This is a genomic window from Bacillus sp. BHET2 (assembly GCF_005938125.1).
Classification (GTDB): Bacteria; Bacillota; Bacilli; order Bacillales; family Bacillaceae_B; genus Rossellomorea.
Genome location: NZ_VCQN01000003.1, coordinates 140,819 through 161,582 on the forward strand (window position 1 = coordinate 140,819; position 20,764 = coordinate 161,582).

Sequence of the window (20,764 nt, forward strand, 5' to 3'; positions counted from 1 at the left end):
CATATATAACGGGGGTCAAAGGACCGGTCAGGGGGTTAACTCATGAAGAGATTAGCTGCTTCTACGCTTAATATCGTACATCTTTCGCGTACTATATTAAAACTTGGAGGTAAGCTAACACGTGAGTCAACCCCCTTCATCCATGAGGAAGGCGAGGATTCACGTATGACATTAAAGTTCAAGACAAAAGAAGCGGTCACACATATCGCTCCATATGTGCTTGGGAAGACGCTTTTAGACTTACAGAAGGAGCATGGTCTAAGCTCAATCAGGAAGCTATCAGAAAATGAAAACATATATGGCTGTTCCCCAAAAGTGAAACAGTGGTTTAAAGAAAACGGAAGCGACCTGTTTCTGTATCCAGACGGAGCTGCCGTCGACCTTAGTGAAAAGGTATCAACATTTTTAGGGGTTACGAAAGAACAGCTCGTATTTGGAAATGGATCCGATGAGGTCATCCGACTGTTGACGAGGGCGTATTTGAGCAGCGGCGAAGAAGCCATCATGGCCGATGTGACCTTTCCGAGGTATGAAACCAATGTGCTTATCGAAGGCGGCTCCCCTGTTATCGTTCCTCTCGTAGATGGTACCCATGACTTACAAGGGATGTATGAGGCGATCACGAAGGAAACGAAACTGATTTTTGTGTGCAACCCGAATAACCCCACTGGAACAATTGTCGGGAAGAAAGAGCTCTTGCAATTTATCGAGAGTGTGCCGCCGCATATCTTGGTGGTGGTGGATGAAGCCTATATGGAATATGTCACAACCGATGATTATTTAGAAACCCTGCCTCTTCTTTCTGCATTCGAAAACCTGATCGTCCTTAGAACATTTTCGAAGATATATGGCCTAGCCGGTTTAAGGGTGGGGTTCGGTGTTATGAATGCAGAAATTGCTGAGCAGCTCCGGAAAGTGAAAGATGTATTCAATGTGAATACGGTTGCTCAGAAGTCAGCGGTCATCGCCCTTACTGATCAAGCATTTATTAGGGAGTGTACTCATAAGAATGAGCAGGGTCGCCTCTTTTTAGAGCGGGAGTTTGACCGGTTGGGCATTTCCTATTTCCCGTCTCAATCAAACTTTATCATGGTAGATACGGGTTTGAATGGAGACACGGTGTCATATGAGCTTGTGAAAAGGGGGCTCGTCGTACGTTCAGGGACTCTCCTCGGATATCCGACAACCGTCAGAGTCACTGTTGGAACGGAAGAGGATAATGAAAGATTCATTGATGGGCTAGAAGAGATTTTACGAAATGAAGGGGTGAACTAAATGGATATCAAACCCCAGTCTTTAGAATGGCAGGCTGCCTATAAATTAATGATTGGTTCGATTTTGCCCCGCCCGATTGCTTTTGTTTCATCCCTTGATGAAGAAGGAAATGCGAATTTGGCACCTTACAGCTTTTTTACTGCGATTTGCGCCGATCCAATGCTCGTTTGCTTCTCGCCTATGAGAAGAGGGAAGGACGGCAGTAAGAAGGATACTCTTGAGAATATCGAGAGAACGAAGGAATTCGTCATTAATATCGTCAGCGAAGAGTTTGTGGAGGAAATGAATAACTGTGCTATTGAATTTGAACCGGACATTGATGAATTCCAACAGGTCGGGCTGACGAAGAAAGAGTCGGTCTCAGTAAAGCCTCCTGGAGTATTTGAAAGCAAGGTTCAATTGGAATGCGTTCTTCATGAGGTTCTTCATTTCGGCGACCATCCTGGGGCAGGAAGCCTTGTTATCGGGAAGGTAGAATGTGTGAGAATCAATGATGAACTCTACTACGATGGGAAAATAGATTCAGAGAAACTCAAGCCGGTTGGAAGACTTGCCGGTCAAATGTACACGAAACCACTATCCGATTCATTTGAATTGATTCGAAAAAGGTGATGACACGTGAAGCTGGTTAGTTTTGTAAAAGAAGGAGAAGTAAGGGCAGGGATTATTCAGGATGAACACGTAGCAGATCTCCATGTTGTAAGTGGCGGGTCCCTTCCTCAAGACATGTTATCTATGATTGCGCTCGGTGAAGAAGGACTGAGAAGGATGAAGTCGATCGGTCCCTTTTCTGAAACAGATGAGGGAGTGCATTCATTACGTGATGTCACACTGAAGGCACCGATCCCAAGGCCATTCAGCATACGGGATTTCTATGCGTTCGAAGAGCATGTGAAAACGGCACGAAAACGGAGGGGACTGGACGTTGTGCCTGAATGGTATGATATTCCCGTTTTCTATTTCACGAATCATTTAGCAGTAAGGGGTCCTCTCGATTTCATCGAAAAGCCGGCTGACTGTGAGTGGCTGGATTATGAATTAGAAATCGCCTGCGTGATTGGGAAAGAAGGAAAAAACATTTCAAAAGAAGACGCAGAAGACTATATATACGGTTATTTCATCATGAACGACTGGAGTGCAAGAGACATTCAGAAGCATGAAATGAAAGTAGGGCTTGGTCCCGCAAAAGGAAAAGATTTTGCCACATCAATCGGTCCTTATGTAGTGACGAAGGATGAACTGGAAGTCTATCGCAAGGGCGACCGATTTGACCTGACAATGTCTGCGAAAGTGAATGGGAAACTCCTTTCACGAGGAAATTATCAGGATATCCATTATACATTTGCTGACATGATCGAACGCGCCTCGAAAGACGTCACCCTTTATCCAGGGGAAGTGATTGGATCCGGTACTGTAGGAACAGGATGCATCTTAGAACTTGGTCCAGAGAAACACCCTTGGCTAAAGCCTGGGGATATGGTGGAATTAGAGATTACGGGACTAGGAGTTTTGAGGAATACGATTGCAAAGAGAAGAGAGGAGGAAGACCATGTACTATCGTCAAATGGGGAAAATACCTCACAAACGTCACACCATGTTTAAAAAAGAGGACGGCACGCTTTACAGAGAGCAGGTCATGGGAACGAAAGGGTTCTCGGGTACACAGTCGATTCTGTATCATCATCACTTGCCGACCGCCGTGGCGAAAACGGAGTATTTAGGGAACTATCTACCGGAATTCGAGGAAGACGGTGCTCTTCGTCATCGACATTTCTTCACGGACAAAGTCGAGAGGAAGGGATGTGCCTTAAAAGGCCGGGAGTACTTACTAGGTAACTCGGATCTTTTGATCGGAACAGCTCTTGTCACGGAAGAGATGACAAGCTTTTACCGGAATGGTGACGGGGATGAAATGCTTTACATCCATTTTGGTAAAGGGAAAGTCGAGACGATGTTCGGAACGATCACCTATGGAAAAGGAGATTATGTGGTGATCCCGATTGGCACGATTTACCGTGTCGTTCCTGAACAGGAAACGAAAATGCTCATCGTCGAATCCTTTAGCCAAATCACGACTCCCCGCCGTTATCGTAATGAGTATGGACAGTTATTGGAGCACAGTCCGTTTTGTGAAAGGGATCTGCGCGGGCCAGAACAGCTTGCAACCAAGAATGAGGAAGGCGAATTCGAAGTGATCACTAAGTCAAGAGGGGCGCTTCACTCGCATCTGTTAACTCATCATCCACTGGACGTAGTCGGTTGGGATGGCTATTTGTATCCATGGGTATTTAATATTGAGGATTTCGAACCGATCACCGGACGTGTGCATCAGCCGCCGCCCGTCCATCAAACGTTTGAAGGACATAACTTTGTCGTGTGTTCATTCGTACCAAGATTATATGACTATCACCCTGAGTCGATTCCTGCTCCTTATAATCATAGCAATGTGAACAGTGATGAGCTGCTGTACTATGTTGAAGGTAACTTCATGAGCAGAAAGGGAATCAAGGAAGGGTCGATTACCCTTCACCCGAGCGGTATTCCACACGGTCCTCATCCAGGAACGACAGAAGCAAGTATCGGGAAAAAAGAAACCTTGGAGCTCGCTGTCATGATTGATACCTTCAAACCGTTGAAGATTGTCAAGAAAGCAAAGGACGTGGAAGATCCCAATTATATGTTTACGTGGGTGTGAAGTAAGAATCAATCCAACGACCATCTGGTTGTTTGGGTTGATTCTTTTTTTATTTGTATAGAGTTTAAAAAAGGGTCAAGTAATTGTTGGGAGAAAAAGTTCTTCATGAAAAAAGATTCATCTTATAGAAACAAAAGTAAATATTCATAGGTTCCAAGGGGTTACGGAATAGAAGGGAAATAGCGTTTATATTGAAGCCAATTCCTATTGTCGATCATTATTCCAGTTTAATTAACATGCATTCCATCTATTTACATAGAAAACTGCATTCTCAATTATGAATAATTAGTGAGAATAAATCAGTTATATACGCACAGGTCTAAACTCCCCAAACCCCTATTCCCATAGGATTTTGTCGAAAAATATTATTTAGAAATTCTAAGCAAGTAAGAAGCGCAATCCTCCCTTTTAAATAAAAAAATCCCAAAATATTTTTTCATCCAACAAACTTGATAAGGACAAAGATGTAAGCGTTTACTTATAATCAGATTAATCTAAATAGTCAAACAATTTACAAAAAGCCTGTTGACCTACTCAGGAAACGGGAGTAATATTGTCCTCAATAAAAAAATCTTAGGCAGCGGGATGCGGTGGTAACAACTTTCTCTGACCTGCAGCTGAATAGGTTCCAATAAATCTGAAGAAGTAATTCCTTCAGTGCAAAAGTTAAATTCGGAATATTCAAATAAATTAATGACACGAAAGGAATGATTAACATGAACGAACAGTGGATCTACTTAGACGGACAATTTGTAAAAAAAGAAGACGCAGTTGTTTCTGTGTACGACCATGGTTTTCTTTATGGAGATGGAGTGTTCGAAGGGATTCGAATGTACGATGGGAATGTATTCCGTCTGGAAGAACATGTTGATCGCCTTTATGACTCTGCAAAGTCCATCATGTTGCATATTGAAGTCTCGAAACAAGAGATGAGTGACATTATCGTTGATACATTGAAGAAGAATCAGCTAGAAAATGCCTACATACGTGTGGTTATTTCTAGAGGTGTTGGGAACTTGGGGTTGGATCCATTTACTTGTAGAAAGCCACAAATCATCGTCATTGCCGAACAATTGGCCTTGTTCCCTAAGAGCTTATACGAAACGGGCATCGATATCGTTACGGTGGCGAGCCGCCGAAATCGTGCGGATGTTCTGTCGCCAAAGGTTAAATCTTTAAACTACTTAAATAACATTCTCGTTAAGATCGAAGCGAACCTTGCTGGTGTAAGTGAAGCGTTGATGCTGAACGATCAAGGATATGTAGCAGAAGGATCTGCGGATAACATCTTTATTGTGAAAAAAGGAAAGATCCTGACGCCTCCTGGATATGTAGGGGCACTTGAAGGAATCACCCGAAATGCCATCATCGAAATTGCCGAGAAATTAGGCTTCAAGATGAAAGAAGAAGTCTTCACACGTCATGATGTATATACGGCAGATGAAGTGTTCTTAACCGGTACAGCCGCAGAAGTCATTGCAGTTGTGAAGGTTGACGGCCGGGTAATCGGTGAAGGAAAACCTGGGAAGTATACAACCCAATTATTACAGGAGTTCAGAGACACTGTCACGCAGGATGGAAGAAAAGTTTACAAACAAAATGCTCAAGTTGGCTAAGTTGGAGGTGATGACGTGCGAAGTGACATGATCAAGAAAGGAATCGACCGGGCTCCCCATCGCAGCTTACTTTATGCAACGGGGGTAAAGCTTGAAGACATGGAGAAGCCATTTATCGGGGTGTGTAACTCTTATATCGATATCATTCCCGGTCACATGCATTTAAACGGATTTGCACAAGTGGTGAAAGAAGCAATTCGAGAAGCAGGTGGGATCCCATTCGAGTTCAATACGATCGGCGTTGACGACGGGATTGCTATGGGGCATATCGGGATGAGGTACTCATTGCCAAGTCGCGAACTGATTGCAGACTCAGCAGAAACCGTCATCAACGCCCACTGGTTCGACGGAGTGTTCTACATTCCTAACTGCGACAAGATTACACCGGGAATGCTTATGGCATCGGTTCGAACGAATGTCCCTTCCGTTTTCGTATCGGGAGGGCCGATGGAAGCGGGGGTTTCCAGTGAAGGGAAGCCATTATCACTCGTATCCGTTTTCGAAGGGGTCGGTGCCCATCAGTCAGGTAGAATGACGGCAGAACAGCTTCTCGATATTGAGGCCAATGCCTGTCCGACATGTGGATCATGCTCAGGAATGTTCACAGCGAATTCCATGAATTCGCTGATGGAGATGCTCGGAATGGCTCCACCGGGGAATGGGACGATTGTTGCCACATCTGAAGAGCGGCATCAGCTAATCAAGGATGCAGCCAAATATTTAGTAGAAATGGTCAAGAAGGATATCAAACCAAGAGACATCATAACGGAAGACACCATCGATGATGCATTCGCTTTGGATATGGCAATGGGGGGATCAACCAATACCGTCCTCCATACATTAGCAATAGCCAATGAAGCGGAAATCGATTACGACATAAACCGGATTAATAAAGTTGCTGAGCGTGTTCCGTACTTATCCAAAATAAGCCCGGCCTCAGATTATTCCATGCAGGATGTTCACAATGCCGGAGGGGTCAGCGCCATCATTAAAGAGCTGTGTGAAATGGAAGCTGTCCACAAAGATCGAATCACGGTAACTGGAAAATCTCTTTATGAAAATGTGAAGGATTCTCATATTCAAAATGATGACGTTATCCGTAGCAGAGAAAACGCCCACAGCCCCGTCGGAGGATTATCTGTCCTCTTCGGGAATATCGCCCCAAACGGAGGAGTCATTAAGGTAGGGGCAGTTGATCCTTCCATTAAAACATTTATGGGAGAAGCGATTATATACGAGTCCCAGGATGATGCACTTGCAGGCATTGAAAGCGGTGAAGTGAAAGAAGGGCATGTAGTAGTGATCAGATATGAAGGACCAAAAGGCGGTCCGGGAATGCCTGAGATGCTTGCCCCAACGGCAGCTATTGCAGGACGGGGATTGGAAAAGAAAGTGGCACTCATGACAGACGGAAGATTTTCAGGAGCTTCTAGAGGCATTTCAATCGGTCATGTGTCGCCGGAAGCGGCTGAGGGAGGTCCCATCGGTGTGGTTGAAAATGGGGACCCCATCTTCATTGATCTCACGAATCGGACGATTTCCTTGATGATTTCAGAAACAGAACTACAGTTCAGACAGAAGGAATGGGTACAGCCTCCTCCTAAGATCAAAAAAGGCTACCTGGCACGCTATGCCAAACTTGTAACGTCAGCTAGTACAGGCGGGGTTTTGAAAACAGAATAGAGTAAAAGCGTTGAAGAGGTAAAAGGGTTGGAACCGTATTTTCAGAGAGCTGGTGGGGCTGCGAACCAGTAATACTCCCAATACCGACATCCCCTCTGAGTATCGTTCTGAACGTCTCAAGTAGGAACGATCGAGTAGATCATACTCGTTACAAAAACAAAGGCTGGTGAAACCGACCAGCCTGTAAAGGGAGATGATATCCGTTGTCTCTGAATTAGGGTGGTACCGTGGAAAGGAAGAAAGACCTTTTCGCCCCTGCGAAAGATAAATTCTGTCGTAGTGGGTGGAAAGGTCTTTTTTGTATTGGAAAGTAGATGCAATAAAGCTCCGGCGATTAGAGGTTCGAGGTCATAAATCAATATGCCAAAAAGGCAAGGAACGCCTATCCGGCATATTCGCTTTATGCTTGTCGCCTCTAATCAAGCCGCCTGCGCTTTTCATATATCCAGCTCCGGCGGCTAGAGGCTCGAGGTCATAAAGCAAATATGCCAAAAAGGCAAAGAAAACGCCTTTCCGGCATATTCGCTTTATGCTTGTCGCCTCTAATCAAGCCGCCTGCGCTTTTAAAATAAGGGAGGAGATAGGCAATGAGAGCAAAAGTTGAGGAAGAACTGGCTTCACAGACGCTAACAGAATACGTCAATGGTGCTGATATGCTCATGAAAGCGTTAAAGAAGGAAAAGGTTGAGATTCTGTTTGGGTATCCTGGAGGAGCGGTCTTGCCGATTTACGATGCTCTTTACAAAGCCCCAATCAAGCACGTTCTCGCTCGTCATGAGCAGGGGGCCATTCATGCAGCTGAAGGATATGCCCGTGTATCAGGTAGACCGGGAGTTGTCATCGCCACCTCAGGGCCAGGAGCTACCAATTTGGTGACGGGGATTGCCGATGCCATGATGGATTCATTGCCTCTTGTCATATTTACTGGGCAGGTGGCGTCAGGGGTCATCGGGACCGATGCTTTCCAGGAAGCTGATGTAGTAGGCATTACGATGCCGATTACAAAGCATAATTATCAGGTTCGGGACCTCAAAGATTTGCCAAGAATCGTGAAGGAAGCTTTTCATATCGCATCAACCGGAAGACCTGGGCCGGTCCTTGTTGATATACCGAAAGACTTGACCTTACAGCAGGCCTATCCTGTACATGATGTAGAAATGGATTTACCAGGTTACCAGCCGAATTTCCAACCAAACCCACTGCAAATAAGGAAGATGGCAGAAGCCATCAAGGTTTCGAAGCAGCCCGTCATCTTAGCAGGAGCAGGAGTCCTGCACGGAAAGGCAACTGTGGAATTGAAGAGTTTCGCAGAACAATATGATATTCCCGTGATTCACACCTTACTCGGGTTAGGTGGATTTCCAGCAGATCACACGTTGTTCCTTGGAATGGCCGGCATGCACGGATGCTATGCAAGCAATATGGCCATCCATGAATGCGACTTGCTTATTAATATCGGCGCACGATTTGATGACCGGTTGACAGGGAATCTCTCAACCTTTGCACCAAGGGCCAAAGTGGTTCATATCGATATCGATCCAGCTGAAATTGGAAAGAACGTTTCTACGCAGATTCCAATCGTAGCCGATGCCAAACAGGCTCTCGTCAAACTTCTTCAACATGAAGTAATAAAGCCGGATCTAAGTGTCTGGCATCATCACCTTCAATCATATAAAAGGGACTATCCTTTCTGGTATAACCAGGCTCATGACGTGTTGTCTCCTCAGCGTTTGATTGAGCAAGTGTATGAAATGACGAACGGGGAAGCGGTCGTCACAACGGATGTAGGGCAGCATCAAATGTGGGCGGCACAATACTATTCGTTTAAAAAGCCGAATAATTGGGTCACTTCAGGAGGGCTTGGCACGATGGGGTTTGGATTTCCGGCAGCAATCGGAGCTCAGTTAGCGAACCCATCCAGTACAGTAGTTGCCTTTGTAGGAGATGGGGGATTCCAAATGACTCTCCAAGAGCTTGTTCTCCTGAAAGAGCTGAACCTGCCTGTGAAAGTGGTCCTTCTCAATAACGGAACACTTGGAATGGTGAGACAATGGCAGGAAACATTCTTTGAAAAGAGATACTCTCAATCGGTGTTCGCCATGCAGCCTGACTTTGTGAAACTGGCTGAATCTTATGGAATCAAGGGGTATCAGGTGAAAACCCAGGAGGACGTCGATTCCGTTTTAAAAGAAGCCTTAACGAGTGATGAACCGGTACTCATCGATTGCTGGGTGAATCCGAAAGAAAATGTCTACCCGATGGTGGCTCCAGGGAAGGGATTACATGAAATGTTAGGAGTGAAACCATGAGGAAACGGATTGTAACGGCCCTTGTTCATAACCGGAGCGGTGTCCTGAACCGGGTGACCGGATTGTTTACAAAACGCCAGTTCAACATTGAAAGTATTTCGGTCGGTTATACGGAAGTAGAAGGGATTTCTAGAATGACCTTTGTCGTCAACGTAGAAGATGATCGGAAAATTGAACAGCTTCTAAAACAGCTGCATAAACAAATTGATGTTCTGAAGGTATCTGATATCACCGATCAAGGGGTGGTCGCCAGGGAACTTGCACTCATCAAGGTGTTGAGTACTGGGCAGACTCGTTCCGAAATCAACGGCATCGTAGAACCGTTCAGAGCCGCCATCATTGATGTGGCAAGAGACAGCGTCACAGTTCAAGTAACCGGCGAAATATCCAAGATAGAAGCCATCATTGATCTATTAAGACCATACGGGATCAAAGAAATTGCACGAACAGGCATTACTGCATTTGCGAGAGGAAATGGTAAATCAGTCACGGATCTGAAACAGTATTCAATTGTCAATTAGAGGATTCACACTTTCAAAAAACTTATTATTCTAAAAATGGAGAGGATGAGGGAAATGGTAAAGGTTTATTATAACGGAGATGTGAATGAAGAGGTATTAAAAGGGAAGAAGGTAGCGGTAGTCGGCTATGGTTCACAAGGTCACGCACATGCTCAAAACCTGAAGGAAAGCGGATTTGATGTCGTTGTTGGATTACGGAAAGGGAAGTCCTGGGACCAGGCGGAAAAAGACGGGTTTGATGTCTACTCTGTGCGAGAAGCAAGTGAGCAGGCGGATGTCATCATGGTTCTCCTGCCCGATGAGCATCAGCCGAAAGTATATGAAGCAGAAATCAAGCCGGCCTTGTCGGCGGGCAAAGCACTGGCATTTGCCCACGGATTCAACATCCATTTCCATCAAGTCGTGCCGCCAGAAGATGTGGATGTATTCTTAGTAGCACCGAAAGGACCGGGACACCTTGTAAGAAGGACGTTTGAAGAAGGAGCTGGAGTACCTGCACTCTTCGGGGTTTATCAAGATGCTTCAGGTCAAGCAGCAGAACTTGCCCTAGCTTATGCAAAAGGTGTTGGGGCTGGGCGTGCAGGAATCCTGGAAACATCCTTTCAGGAGGAAACAGAAACCGATCTATTCGGAGAACAGGCGGTTCTGTGTGGAGGCGTGACATCCCTTGTTAAAGCGGGATTCGAAACGCTTGTGGAAGCAGGTTATCAAAAAGAGGTCGCCTATTTTGAGTGCTTACACGAATTAAAGCTGATCGTCGATCTGATGTATGAGCAAGGATTAGAAGGAATGCGGTTCTCGATCTCCGACACCGCTCAATGGGGAGACTTCGTTTCAGGCCCACGGGTTGTGAACGAAGAAACGAAAGCCCGCATGAAGGAAGTATTAACGGATATCCAAACAGGAAAATTTGCGAAGGGATGGATCTTGGAGAACCAGGCGAACCGTCCGGAATTTAACGCAATCAACCAGCGTGAGAGTCAGCACCCGATTGAAGTCGTTGGGAGAGAGCTACGTAAAATGATGCCATTTGTACAAAAACCTTCTACTAAAGAAAAGGAAGTGGTAGCGAGTGCGAACCATTGAGATCTTCGACACAACTCTACGGGACGGTGAACAGTCAGCGGGCGTAAATCTTAACACGATTGAAAAAATCGAGGTAGCGAAACAGTTGGAAAGACTCGGGGTAGACGTCATTGAAGCTGGATTTCCGGCAGCTTCAAAAGGGGATTTCGATGCTGTGCAGAGGATCGGTTCCACGATCAAATACAGCTCGGTTACGGGGCTTGCAAGGGCTCAACAGCGTGACATCGATGCCGTATGGGAATCGCTTAAAGGAACCACAGAACCAAGGATTCATGTCTTTCTTGCCACCTCTCCCATTCACATGACCCATAAGCTAAAGATGACTCCGGATCAGGTCATTGATACAGCTGTCCAGGCCGTTCAATATGCGAAGAAATTTTTCCCGGTAGTTCAGTGGTCAGCAGAAGATGCGTGCCGGTCGGATCTCAATTTCTTAGTTAAGATCATGGAGAAGGTGATCGGGGCAGGTGCTTCGGTCATTAACTTGCCAGATACGGTAGGATACATTACTCCTCATAAATACGGTGAACTGTTTCGGTACGTAAGAGAAAATGTTCCAAACATTGAAGGAGTGAAGCTATCTGCCCACTGTCATGATGACTTGGGTATGGCGACCGCCAATTCCCTTGCTGCCATTGAAAACGGAGCCGATCAAATTGAAGGAACCATTAATGGAATCGGTGAACGTGCTGGAAATGCTGCACTAGAAGAAGTGGCTGTTGCTCTTCGGATCCGAGAAGATTTTTACGGGGCGACCACCCACCTGAAGCTTGACGAAATCAAGAAAACCAGTTCTCTTGTCAGTAAGCTTACAGGAATGAGGGTTCCAGCGAACAAAGCAGTCGTGGGTGACAATGCTTTTGCCCATGAATCAGGCATTCACCAGGATGGTGTTTTGAAAGAGAAAACGACGTACGAAATCATCACACCTGAATTGATTGGTGTAAACTCCAATCGTCTCGTACTCGGGAAACATTCTGGACGTCACGCTTTCAAAAATAAAGCCGTTGAACTGGGCTTTGAACTAACGGATGAAAAGTTGAATGAAGCATTCCATACCTTTAAAGATCTGGCGGATAAGAAGAAGGAAATCGTTGATGAAGATCTCTTCAGTATCTTGACGAATAAGCAGACGGAAATGACCGATGGAGTTGGGTTTACGTTAGAGAGGATGCAGGTTCAATACGGAATGGACAATATCCCTACGGCGACGATCGAGTTGAAATTCGAAGACGGAAGTGCAACACGTCTCGCTTCAACCGGATCAGGAAGTGTGGAAGCCATCTACAATACAATCGAAAAAATCCTGCCGGGTAAGTCAAAGCTGTTGGACTACAAAATCAACTCAGTGGGAGGCGGCCGTGATGCCCTTGCTGAAGTATACGTCAGACTGGAATATAACGGAGAGAAGACAAGTGGACGTGGAACCGCTCAGGATGTATTGGAAGCATCCGCCCGTGCTTATTTAAATGCAGTGAATCGATCAGCTCAACGGAAGTCACACACAAGAGAAGAGGAAGCGGCTGAAGCAAGCTTGTAAAAGAAAAGGGCTTTAGTTTCCAAAGCTCTTCCTAAAAACCAAAAACAGGAGGTAATTCTAATGAAGAAAAAAATCGCTGTACTACCGGGAGACGGTATCGGTCAAGAGATTATGGACGGGGCATTAGAAGTACTGAAGGCTGTAGGTGACTGGTTCGGTCATGAATTCGAAGTCGAGAAAGGGTACATCGGCGGGGCTGCCATCGATCGAACCGGTGTACCATTACCTCCTGAAACGATCAAGCTGTGTAAAGAAAGTGACGCTGTTCTATTAGGAGCTGTAGGAGGACCGAAATGGGAGCACCTTCCGAAAGAGCTGCGTCCTGAAAAAGGACTCCTAGCTATTCGCAAAGAGTTTGAACTGTTCGGGAACCTTCGTCCAGTCAAAGCATTTGAAAGCTTGTTGGCGGCATCCCCCCTGAAACGGGAGATCGTGGAAGAAGTGGACTTAGTGATTGTCCGTGAACTGACAGGAGGATTGTACTTCGGTCAGCCATCCGGTCGCCAAGGAAAACGAAATGAAGTGGCGGTCGACACCCTTGTCTATGAAAAAAGCGAAATCGAACGAATCGTCCACAAAGCGTTTAAGCTGGCTCAAAAACGGAAGAAAAAAGTAACGTCAGTCGACAAGGCGAATGTGTTGGAAACCAGTCGAATGTGGAGGGAAGTCGTGAATGAAGTGGCAACAGAATATCAGGATGTGAAAGTAGAGCACATGCTGGTCGATGTCGCAGCGATGAAATTGATGTATCAACCGAAGCAATTCGACGTGTTAGTAACTGAAAATATGTTCGGGGATATCCTGAGTGACGAAGCCTCCATGATCACAGGTTCTCTGGGAATGCTGCCTTCAGCAAGTTTACGAGGAGATTCCTTTGGCCTCTATGAACCGGTGCACGGCTCCGCACCCGATATCGCCGGAAAAGGAAAAGCCAATCCACTGGCTATGATTCTATCGGTTGCCATGATGCTTCGTCATTCCTTCGGTTTAAAAGAAGAGGCGGAAATGATTGAAATGGCTGTTCAGGAAGTACTGAATGCAGGTTATCGCACAGGAGATCTTTGGACGATGGGACGTGGAACCGTAGTTGGGACTGGTGCAATGAGCCAGCTAGTCGTTGAACGTTTGGAAGCAGATCATGCGCTGTCTTCTATCTTGGCCGCCTACTTGTAGGAGCGAATTTGCCGGTTTTGTGATTCAACCACTACTCGCAGAGCACTATTTGTACCTTTTTACTTAAATAAAAATCTTACCATACCAGGAGGGAGTCCATGGCAGGGAAAAATATCATCGAAAAGATATGGGAAAAACATATTGTGCACAGAGAAAAAGGAAAGCCGGATTTATTATATATTGACCTTCACCTTGTACATGAAGTCACCTCTCCCCAAGCATTTGAAGGGCTGCGTATAAAAAATCGTAAGGTGCGGAGACCAGACTTAACCTACGCCACCATGGATCATAACGTTCCGACGAGAGAACGTCATATCATCAGGGATGAAATTGCCAAATTGCAAATGGACACCTTGAAGAAAAATTGCGCGGAATTCGGAGTCACCCTTGCCGATATCCACCATCCGGATCAGGGAATCGTCCACGTTATCGGCCCTGAACTGGGCCTGACCCAACCGGGGAAAACGATTGTATGCGGAGACAGCCATACTTCAACCCATGGAGCATTCGGAGCACTTGCCTTCGGGATCGGGACGAGTGAAGTGGAGCATGTACTGGCTACGCAAACCCTTTGGCAATCGCAACCAAAAACGCTTCAAGTAGAAGTATCAGGGGAACTGGGATTTGGTGTCACGGCTAAAGACGTGATTCTTAACATCATTTCGACCTATGGAGTAGGATTTGGGACCGGGTATGTCATCGAATTTACCGGAGACGTGATCCGCAATCTATCCATGGAGGAAAGAATGACCGTTTGCAATATGAGTATTGAAGCTGGCGCGAAGGCAGGGCTAATCTGTCCTGACGAGACGACCTTTGACTATTTAAAAGGAAGGCAGTATCTCCCTAAGAATAAATCGTTCCAACAATGCAAAGATGAATGGCAATCTTTGAAGAGCGATTCTGGCGCTACCTATGATCACAAAATTGAGGTAAATGGTAAAGAAATCGAGCCTCATGTGACTTGGGGAACCAACCCGGGGATGGGGGCAGGGATTTCAAGGTCCGTCCCTCATCCGGAAGAGTATACCGATCCTTCTGATAGAGAAGGGGTTGAAAGGGCTCTTCATTATATGGGGCTCGAGGCCGGTATGAGGATTGAAGACATCGCGGTTGATTATGTGTTCATCGGTTCTTGTACAAATTCAAGATTGAGTGATCTGAGAGTGGCGGCTGAGGTGGTGAAGGGTCAATCGGTCAAGGAGGGCGTCAACGCATTGGTTGTACCAGGCTCTTATAAAGTGAAGAAAGAAGCCGAAAAGGAAGGCCTGGATATCATCTTTAAAGAAGCCGGATTTCAGTGGAGAGAAGCAGGGTGCAGCATGTGCCTGGCTATGAACGATGATATTGTTCCTCCGGGTAAACGTTGTGCATCGACGTCCAACCGGAACTTTGAAGGACGGCAAGGAAACGGATCAAGAACCCATCTACTCAGCCCATCTATGGCGGCGGCAGCTGCCGTGACCGGGAAACTGACTGATGTACGAAAGCTTGAGAAAATACCGAGCTCATAGGAGGTGAAGAGGTGGCAATCAATCATGTGGAAGGGAAAGTATTTCCTCTCAGAAGAGACAATGTGGATACTGATCAAATCATTCCGAAGCAATTTTTAAAAAGGATCGAGCGCCAAGGCTTCGGTCAGTACTTGTTTTATCATTGGCGTTTTGAAGACGACGGGCAATCCTTACGAAACGACTTTTTACTAGACACGCCTCAATACCAGGATGCCGAGGTTCTCCTTGGCGGCAAGAATTTTGGCTGTGGATCTTCAAGAGAACACGCGCCGTGGGCCCTTCAGGACTTCGGATTTAAGATAATCATAGCGAAAAGCTTCGCAGATATTTTTTATAACAATTGTTTGAAAAATGGGATCCTGCCCATTCAGCTTGATGAAACCACAGTGGATGCCCTATTGAAAAATGAGAGTCAAGTAGATTTATATAAAATTGAAGTGTCCCTTCTTCATCAGACAATTTGTGATTCGGAGGGGCAACGCGTCTCCTTTGACATTGATCCTTATTGGAAGACAATGCTATTAAAAGGATTGGATGAGATCGACTTAACGTTGAATTACGAAAAGAATATTGAAGAATACGAAAAAAATGATGAGGTGAGTGACTTGGGAATTTAATGGATAACACTGAAGTTGTAGAAGCCATGGAAAGAATCAGTCATCAGGTGCACCGGACACCGTTAAAGCAATCATCGACGCTGAATACATTCACTGGTGGAGAGGTCTATTTGAAAATGGAAAACCTGCAGCGAACAGGCTCCTTCAAAGTGAGAGGTGCAATGAATAAAATCATGTCATTGTCGGATGAAGAAGCAAGGATGGGCATCATCGCTGCATCTGCAGGCAATCATGCCCAAGGGGTGGCGCTCGCTGCTTCTAAGCGCGGCATTCCGTCCAAAATCTTCATGCCAAAAAGAACGCCTTCTACGAAAGTTGCCGCAACGAAACATTACGGAGCTGAAATCGTTTTGACAGGAGACACCTATCAAGAAGCCTACGGAGCAGCGCTTGAAGAGAAAATCAAAAAAGGTTCGACGTATGTTCATGCATTTGATGATTACAAAGTGATGGCTGGACAAGGGACAGTCGCACTTGAAATGCTTCAACAACTCAGTGATTTAGACATGATCCTCGTTCCTGTCGGTGGAGGAGGCTTGCTTGCAGGGATGGCACTTGCTGTAAAGGCTTTTAACCCCAGAGTACAAATCGTCGGGGTGCAGGCTCTGGGAGCACCGGCAACGTATAACTTTTTCACTGGCAGAAATAAAGGGTCCCTCGAGCATGTTCACACCATTGCTGACGGCATCCTGGTGAAGAAGCCCGGAGAACTCACATTTCCGATTATCCGGAAATATGTGGATGACATGGTCACAGTCACGGATGAAGAAATTTCCTATAGCATCATGTTTATGCTCCAACGGGAGAAAACTCTCGTTGAAGGAGCGGGAGCCGCATCTCTAGCTGCAGCCATGTGCCAAAAAGTAAAGGTACAGGGAAAGAAAGTCGGCTGCGTCATCAGTGGCGGAAATGCCGACCCAAGCAAAATACCTGTGTATCGTGACTTATCTAAGATGGCAAGACAGCTGCACCATATTGTGTGAAAGTAGGGCGGCTCTCGACTATGTGTGTAGTCGGGGGCGGTCCTCTGTTTTTATCAGGTGTATTTTGCTTTGTTTTGTTCACGATTTGGCACGATGAATGATGAAAGTGGCCCAATTAAAGGGAAAAGTGGCCCGATAAATGGTGGAAGTGGCCCAATTAATTGTAAAAGTGGCCCAATTAACGGGGGAGGTTACACAATTAAGTGTGAAAGTTACTCATGCATGAGTAACAATCACGTTAAAAGAGTATACCGAACGAGATACAAGTAGAATCACCAAAAAAAGTAAATCTCATCATCTATTAATAATGAAAGCTCTTACATTCTGAAAATACACAAATACCTATTGTAATAGGTAATTTTTTCAACTATAATGTCCACTATAGAAGAACAAATGTACACTCGAAATAAACAAATGGAGGTTTTCGGCATATGGAATCAATTTCAATCGGACTGTTAGGACTTGGAACGGTGGGGGCTGGAGTGGTGAAGATTGTAGAAAATCATCAGGATAAACTGTCACATCAAATCGGCTGTCCCGTGACAGTGAAAAAAGCTCTCGTTCAGGATTTAGAGAAAGATAGAGGAATGGATATTGAACAAGGCATATTGACCTTGAATCCTGAGGAAGTCCTGTTTGATCCTGAAATTGATATTGTGGTCGAGGTGATGGGGGGAATCGATGCGACGAAGGAACATCTCCTCCATGCATTAAACCAGAAGAAGCATGTCGTAACGGCAAATAAGGATCTGATGGCACTCCATGGACCGGAACTATTAAGAGCCGCTTCAGAAAACGGTTGTGATTTATTCTACGAAGCGAGCGTGGCCGGAGGCATCCCGATATTAAGAAGTTTAGTAGATGGTCTTGCTTCAGACCGCATCACGAAAATGATGGGAATCGTCAACGGAACGACGAACTTCATATTGACCAAGATGACGAAAGAGGGACGGACCTTCGATGATGTCTTGAAGGAAGCCCAGGAGCTCGGATATGCTGAAGCGGATCCGACGGCCGATGTCGGCGGCTTGGATGCTGCAAGGAAGATGGCCATTCTATCTACGCTAGGGTTTTCCATGAACGTCCATTTAGACGATGTGAAAGTGAAGGGCATCACAGAAGTAACAGGTGAGGATATCCAATATGCTGAGCAATTTGGTTACACTATGAAGCTCATCGGCTATGCTCACCGTGAAGGGGAAAAGGTTGAGGTAAGCGTAGAGCCGACCCTCCTGCAAAATGAGCACCCGCTCGCTTCTGTTCACGACGAATACAATGCGGTGTACGTTTACGGTGAAGCGGTTGGCGAAACGATGTTTTATGGACCGGGTGCAGGGAGTCTCCCTACGGCGACAGCTGTCGTATCGGATATGGTGGGAATCATGAAGAATATGAGGTTGGGTGTCACTGGAAAGAGTGCAGTGAACCCGCAATTCCCGAAAAAGTTGAAGGAACGGAATGAAATCCACTCAAAATATTTTTTGCGTCTGCACGTTCAGGATGAAGTTGGCGTTTTAGCCAAGCTGACATCCATTTTCTCGAATCATGGAGTTAGTTTCGAGAAAATTCTTCAGAACCCTTTAGACAGTGATGAGTTTGCTGAAATTGTCGTTGTCACTCATAAAGCATCTCTGGATCATTATGAGGATATTTTGATGGAACTGAAGGATTATGAAGCCATTCATTCGATTGAGAGCTCATACCGTGTAGAAGGGGGAGAAAAAGGATGAGGTGGAAAGGATTGTTGGAACAATTCGGAGAGTATCTTCCATTAAATGCAGATACTCCTCTTTTAAGCTTAAATGAGGGAAACACCCCTTTAATTGAGTTGAAGAAGCTATCCGAAGAATGGGGCATCGATCTTTATGCAAAGGTAGAAGGGGCTAACCCAACAGGATCCTTTAAGGATCGGGGGATGGTCCTTGCTGTAGCCAAAGCATTGGAATCCGGCAGCCAGACAGTCATTTGCGCTTCGACCGGCAATACATCTGCTTCTGCAGCAGCCTATGCAGCAAGAGCGGGAATCAAATGCATCGTGGTCATACCCGAGGGGAAAATCGCTCAAGGGAAACTGGCTCAGGCCGTCATGTACGGCGCCGAGATCATTTCCATCGAAGGCAATTTTGATGAAGCCCTCGAGATTGTACGTGAGTTAAGCAAGACTGAATCGGTCACTCTTGTGAATTCTGTGAATCCTTATCGTTTGGAAGGTCAGAAAACGGCAGCTTTCGAAGTCATTGAAGGGCTCGGGGACGCTCCCGATGTGTTAGCCATCCCTGTTGGAAATGCCGGGAATATTTCTGCTTACTGGAAAGGGTTTAAAGAGTATCACGATCGCAATGCTTCAACACTTCCCCGAATGTTTGGCTTTGAGGCTTCTGGAGCAGCGGCACTGGTTCATGACCGTATATTCCCCGAGCCTGAAACCATTGCCACTGCGATTCGCATCGGTAACCCAGCGAGCTGGATGTTGGCTGTTGACGCGTTAAAGGAATCAAATGGGCATATTGATGAAGTGACAGATGAAGAAATCCTGGAAGCCTATCAACTTATGGCAAGTAAGGAAGGAATCTTTGCTGAACCGGCTTCTTGTGCTTCCATTGCAGGTATAAAGAAGTCATTGGAGAAAGGACTTCTCGAAAAGGGAGCGAAAGTAGTGGCTGTACTGACGGGGAACGGGTTGAAAGATCCTGAGATGGCCATGGAATGCAGCCCAGTCACACCTGTGAAGTTACCTAATAATCGTGAATTGGTGAAGGATTATATTAAGGGGACGATTGGCGTATGAAAAGCCGGGAACCACGCTCCTTTAAAATCATCGTCCCGGGAAGTACGGCTAATTTAGGTGCTGGGTTCGATTCATTAGGCCTTGCGTTAAATGTGTATTTGACCGTTGAAGTACATGAAGCAGGAGAATGGAAAGTGATCCCTCTTTCGTCAGACCTTAAGATTTTCCCATCGGATGAGACCCATTTTATTATCGAAGTCGTAAAAGAGGTGGCGGAGGAATATGGTCGGAAGCCTACTCCGTGCCACCTCTATGTGTCGAGTGATATCCCTTTAACGAGAGGGCTTGGATCCAGTGCGGCAGCGGTTGTGGCAGGGGTCGAGTTAGCGAATGTATTATGTGGTCTTAACCTGTCACAAGAAAAGAAGCTTGCCCATGCAAATCGCTTTGAAGGTCACCCGGATAATGTAGGGGCGTCCCTCTATGGTGGGTTTGTGGTCACTTGTCAGCATGAAAAGGGTGTCAGCTTAGTCTCGGTGTCGGATTTGCCTGTAGATGTCGTATGTGTCATCCCGAAAGCGGAACTGAAAACATCGGATTCAAGAAATGTTCTTCCATCACGTCTTTCATTCGACGAATCTGTGGAGGCTGGAACGATTTCAAATGTACTAGTGGCGGCATTTCTAACCGGAGACTGGGAAACGGTAGGGAAGATGATGAAGCGTGATCGATATCATCAGCCTTACAGGAGGAAGCTGATTCCACATTATGATGCAGTAGAAGAGGTGGCAAATCGATTCGGTGCATTCGGAGTTGCGTTAAGCGGTGCAGGTCCGACGATTGCCTGCTTTGTGGAACGGGAAGCAAGTGAGTGGCTGTTCCGTCAACTCGAGCAATCCTTCCCGAGTATGGACGTTCGTAAACTATCCATCTCCCAAACTGGAAGCAGCATCACTATCGAACACACTAAGGTCCGTCCCTCATCGCTTTGATGCGAGTTAAGGGACGGACCCTTGGTGTGTTC

General features: G+C 45.9%; 17 protein-coding genes. All 17 read left to right on the forward strand.

Going from position 1 to position 20,764, the window contains the following annotated elements:
* Positions 1-42 precede the first annotated feature (42 nt).
* The 17 genes from hisC to thrB all read left to right on the forward strand — a co-directional run bounded on the left by hisC (position 43) and on the right by thrB (position 20,732).
* The gene (gene hisC / locus FGG79_RS13385; RefSeq protein ID WP_346764064.1) at positions 43-1,275 is read left to right on the forward strand and encodes a histidinol-phosphate transaminase; all 1,233 of its coding nucleotides are present in this window, start codon (positions 43-45) and stop codon (positions 1,273-1,275) included.
* The gene (locus FGG79_RS13390) at positions 1,276-1,887 is read left to right on the forward strand and encodes a flavin reductase family protein (protein ID WP_138779139.1); all 612 of its coding nucleotides are present in this window, start codon (positions 1,276-1,278) and stop codon (positions 1,885-1,887) included. It abuts the gene before it with no gap.
* A 6-nt stretch (positions 1,888-1,893) separates the two neighbouring features.
* On the forward strand, positions 1,894-2,877 hold the full coding sequence (locus tag FGG79_RS13395; RefSeq protein ID WP_138779140.1) for a fumarylacetoacetate hydrolase family protein: 984 nt from the start codon (positions 1,894-1,896) through the stop codon (positions 2,875-2,877).
* The gene (locus tag FGG79_RS13400) at positions 2,825-3,970 is read left to right on the forward strand and encodes a homogentisate 1,2-dioxygenase (RefSeq protein ID WP_138779142.1); all 1,146 of its coding nucleotides are present in this window, start codon (positions 2,825-2,827) and stop codon (positions 3,968-3,970) included. The genes FGG79_RS13395 and FGG79_RS13400 overlap by 53 nt, the downstream gene beginning before the upstream one ends.
* Before the next feature lie 716 nt (positions 3,971-4,686).
* Positions 4,687-5,586 (forward strand): branched-chain-amino-acid transaminase, encoded by a 900-nt coding sequence (gene ilvE / locus FGG79_RS13405; protein WP_138779144.1) that lies wholly within the window; start codon positions 4,687-4,689, stop codon positions 5,584-5,586.
* A 15-nt stretch (positions 5,587-5,601) separates the two neighbouring features.
* Positions 5,602-7,269, forward strand: coding sequence for a dihydroxy-acid dehydratase (gene ilvD / locus FGG79_RS13410; protein ID WP_138779146.1), 1,668 nt, complete (start codon positions 5,602-5,604; stop codon positions 7,267-7,269).
* 587 nt (positions 7,270-7,856) lie between these two features.
* Positions 7,857-9,578, forward strand: coding sequence for an acetolactate synthase large subunit (ilvB, locus tag FGG79_RS13415; protein WP_138779148.1), 1,722 nt, complete (start codon positions 7,857-7,859; stop codon positions 9,576-9,578).
* Entirely contained in the window at positions 9,575-10,099 is a 525-nt protein-coding gene (gene ilvN, locus FGG79_RS13420) for an acetolactate synthase small subunit (RefSeq protein ID WP_138779150.1), read from the forward strand. Before ilvB ends, ilvN begins: the two co-directional genes overlap by 4 nt.
* Before the next feature lie 54 nt (positions 10,100-10,153).
* Positions 10,154-11,185 (forward strand): ketol-acid reductoisomerase, encoded by a 1,032-nt coding sequence (gene ilvC / locus FGG79_RS13425; RefSeq protein WP_138779152.1) that lies wholly within the window; start codon positions 10,154-10,156, stop codon positions 11,183-11,185.
* Positions 11,172-12,725, forward strand: a complete 1,554-nt coding sequence (locus tag FGG79_RS13430) for a 2-isopropylmalate synthase (protein ID WP_138779155.1) — start codon at positions 11,172-11,174, stop codon at positions 12,723-12,725. Before ilvC ends, FGG79_RS13430 begins: the two co-directional genes overlap by 14 nt.
* A 60-nt stretch (positions 12,726-12,785) precedes the next feature.
* Positions 12,786-13,898: a 3-isopropylmalate dehydrogenase gene (gene leuB / locus FGG79_RS13435; RefSeq protein WP_138779157.1), complete on the forward strand. Its 1,113-nt coding sequence runs from the start codon at positions 12,786-12,788 to the stop codon at positions 13,896-13,898.
* Between the two features lie 98 nt (positions 13,899-13,996).
* The gene (leuC, locus tag FGG79_RS13440; protein WP_138779159.1) at positions 13,997-15,412 is read left to right on the forward strand and encodes a 3-isopropylmalate dehydratase large subunit; all 1,416 of its coding nucleotides are present in this window, start codon (positions 13,997-13,999) and stop codon (positions 15,410-15,412) included.
* Between the two features lie 11 nt (positions 15,413-15,423).
* On the forward strand, positions 15,424-16,029 hold the full coding sequence (gene leuD / locus FGG79_RS13445; RefSeq protein ID WP_138779161.1) for a 3-isopropylmalate dehydratase small subunit: 606 nt from the start codon (positions 15,424-15,426) through the stop codon (positions 16,027-16,029).
* The gene (gene ilvA / locus FGG79_RS13450) at positions 16,029-17,012 is read left to right on the forward strand and encodes a threonine ammonia-lyase (protein WP_240794278.1); all 984 of its coding nucleotides are present in this window, start codon (positions 16,029-16,031) and stop codon (positions 17,010-17,012) included. Before leuD ends, ilvA begins: the two co-directional genes overlap by 1 nt.
* Positions 17,013-17,443: 431 nt before the next feature.
* Positions 17,444-18,742 carry a homoserine dehydrogenase gene (locus FGG79_RS13455; RefSeq protein ID WP_138779163.1) on the forward strand — a complete coding sequence of 433 codons (1,299 nt, stop codon included), beginning with the start codon at positions 17,444-17,446 and terminating at the stop codon, positions 18,740-18,742.
* Positions 18,739-19,800: a threonine synthase gene (thrC, locus tag FGG79_RS13460; protein WP_138779165.1), complete on the forward strand. Its 1,062-nt coding sequence runs from the start codon at positions 18,739-18,741 to the stop codon at positions 19,798-19,800. The genes FGG79_RS13455 and thrC overlap by 4 nt, the downstream gene beginning before the upstream one ends.
* The gene (gene thrB, locus FGG79_RS13465) at positions 19,797-20,732 is read left to right on the forward strand and encodes a homoserine kinase (protein WP_138779167.1); all 936 of its coding nucleotides are present in this window, start codon (positions 19,797-19,799) and stop codon (positions 20,730-20,732) included. Before thrC ends, thrB begins: the two co-directional genes overlap by 4 nt.
* The last annotated feature ends 32 nt before the right edge of the window (positions 20,733-20,764 follow it).

What these genes read in the sequence shown, in the direction of transcription:
- hisC (WP_346764064.1), top strand. Translation starts at nt 43, where the DNA reads ATGAAGAGATTAGCTGCTTCTACGCTTAATATCGTACATCTTTCGCGT.
- FGG79_RS13390 (WP_138779139.1), top strand. Translation starts at nt 1,276, where the DNA reads ATGGATATCAAACCCCAGTCTTTAGAATGGCAGGCTGCCTATAAATTA.
- FGG79_RS13400 (WP_138779142.1), top strand. Translation starts at nt 2,825, where the DNA reads ATGTACTATCGTCAAATGGGGAAAATACCTCACAAACGTCACACCATG.
- ilvE (WP_138779144.1), top strand. Translation starts at nt 4,687, where the DNA reads ATGAACGAACAGTGGATCTACTTAGACGGACAATTTGTAAAAAAAGAA.
- ilvB (WP_138779148.1), top strand. Translation starts at nt 7,857, where the DNA reads ATGAGAGCAAAAGTTGAGGAAGAACTGGCTTCACAGACGCTAACAGAA.
- ilvN (WP_138779150.1), top strand. Translation starts at nt 9,575, where the DNA reads ATGAGGAAACGGATTGTAACGGCCCTTGTTCATAACCGGAGCGGTGTC.
- ilvC (WP_138779152.1), top strand. Translation starts at nt 10,154, where the DNA reads ATGGTAAAGGTTTATTATAACGGAGATGTGAATGAAGAGGTATTAAAA.
- leuB (WP_138779157.1), top strand. Translation starts at nt 12,786, where the DNA reads ATGAAGAAAAAAATCGCTGTACTACCGGGAGACGGTATCGGTCAAGAG.
- leuC (WP_138779159.1), top strand. Translation starts at nt 13,997, where the DNA reads ATGGCAGGGAAAAATATCATCGAAAAGATATGGGAAAAACATATTGTG.
- ilvA (WP_240794278.1), top strand. Translation starts at nt 16,029, where the DNA reads ATGGATAACACTGAAGTTGTAGAAGCCATGGAAAGAATCAGTCATCAG.
- FGG79_RS13455 (WP_138779163.1), top strand. Translation starts at nt 17,444, where the DNA reads ATGGAATCAATTTCAATCGGACTGTTAGGACTTGGAACGGTGGGGGCT.
- thrC (WP_138779165.1), top strand. Translation starts at nt 18,739, where the DNA reads ATGAGGTGGAAAGGATTGTTGGAACAATTCGGAGAGTATCTTCCATTA.
- thrB (WP_138779167.1), top strand. Translation starts at nt 19,797, where the DNA reads ATGAAAAGCCGGGAACCACGCTCCTTTAAAATCATCGTCCCGGGAAGT.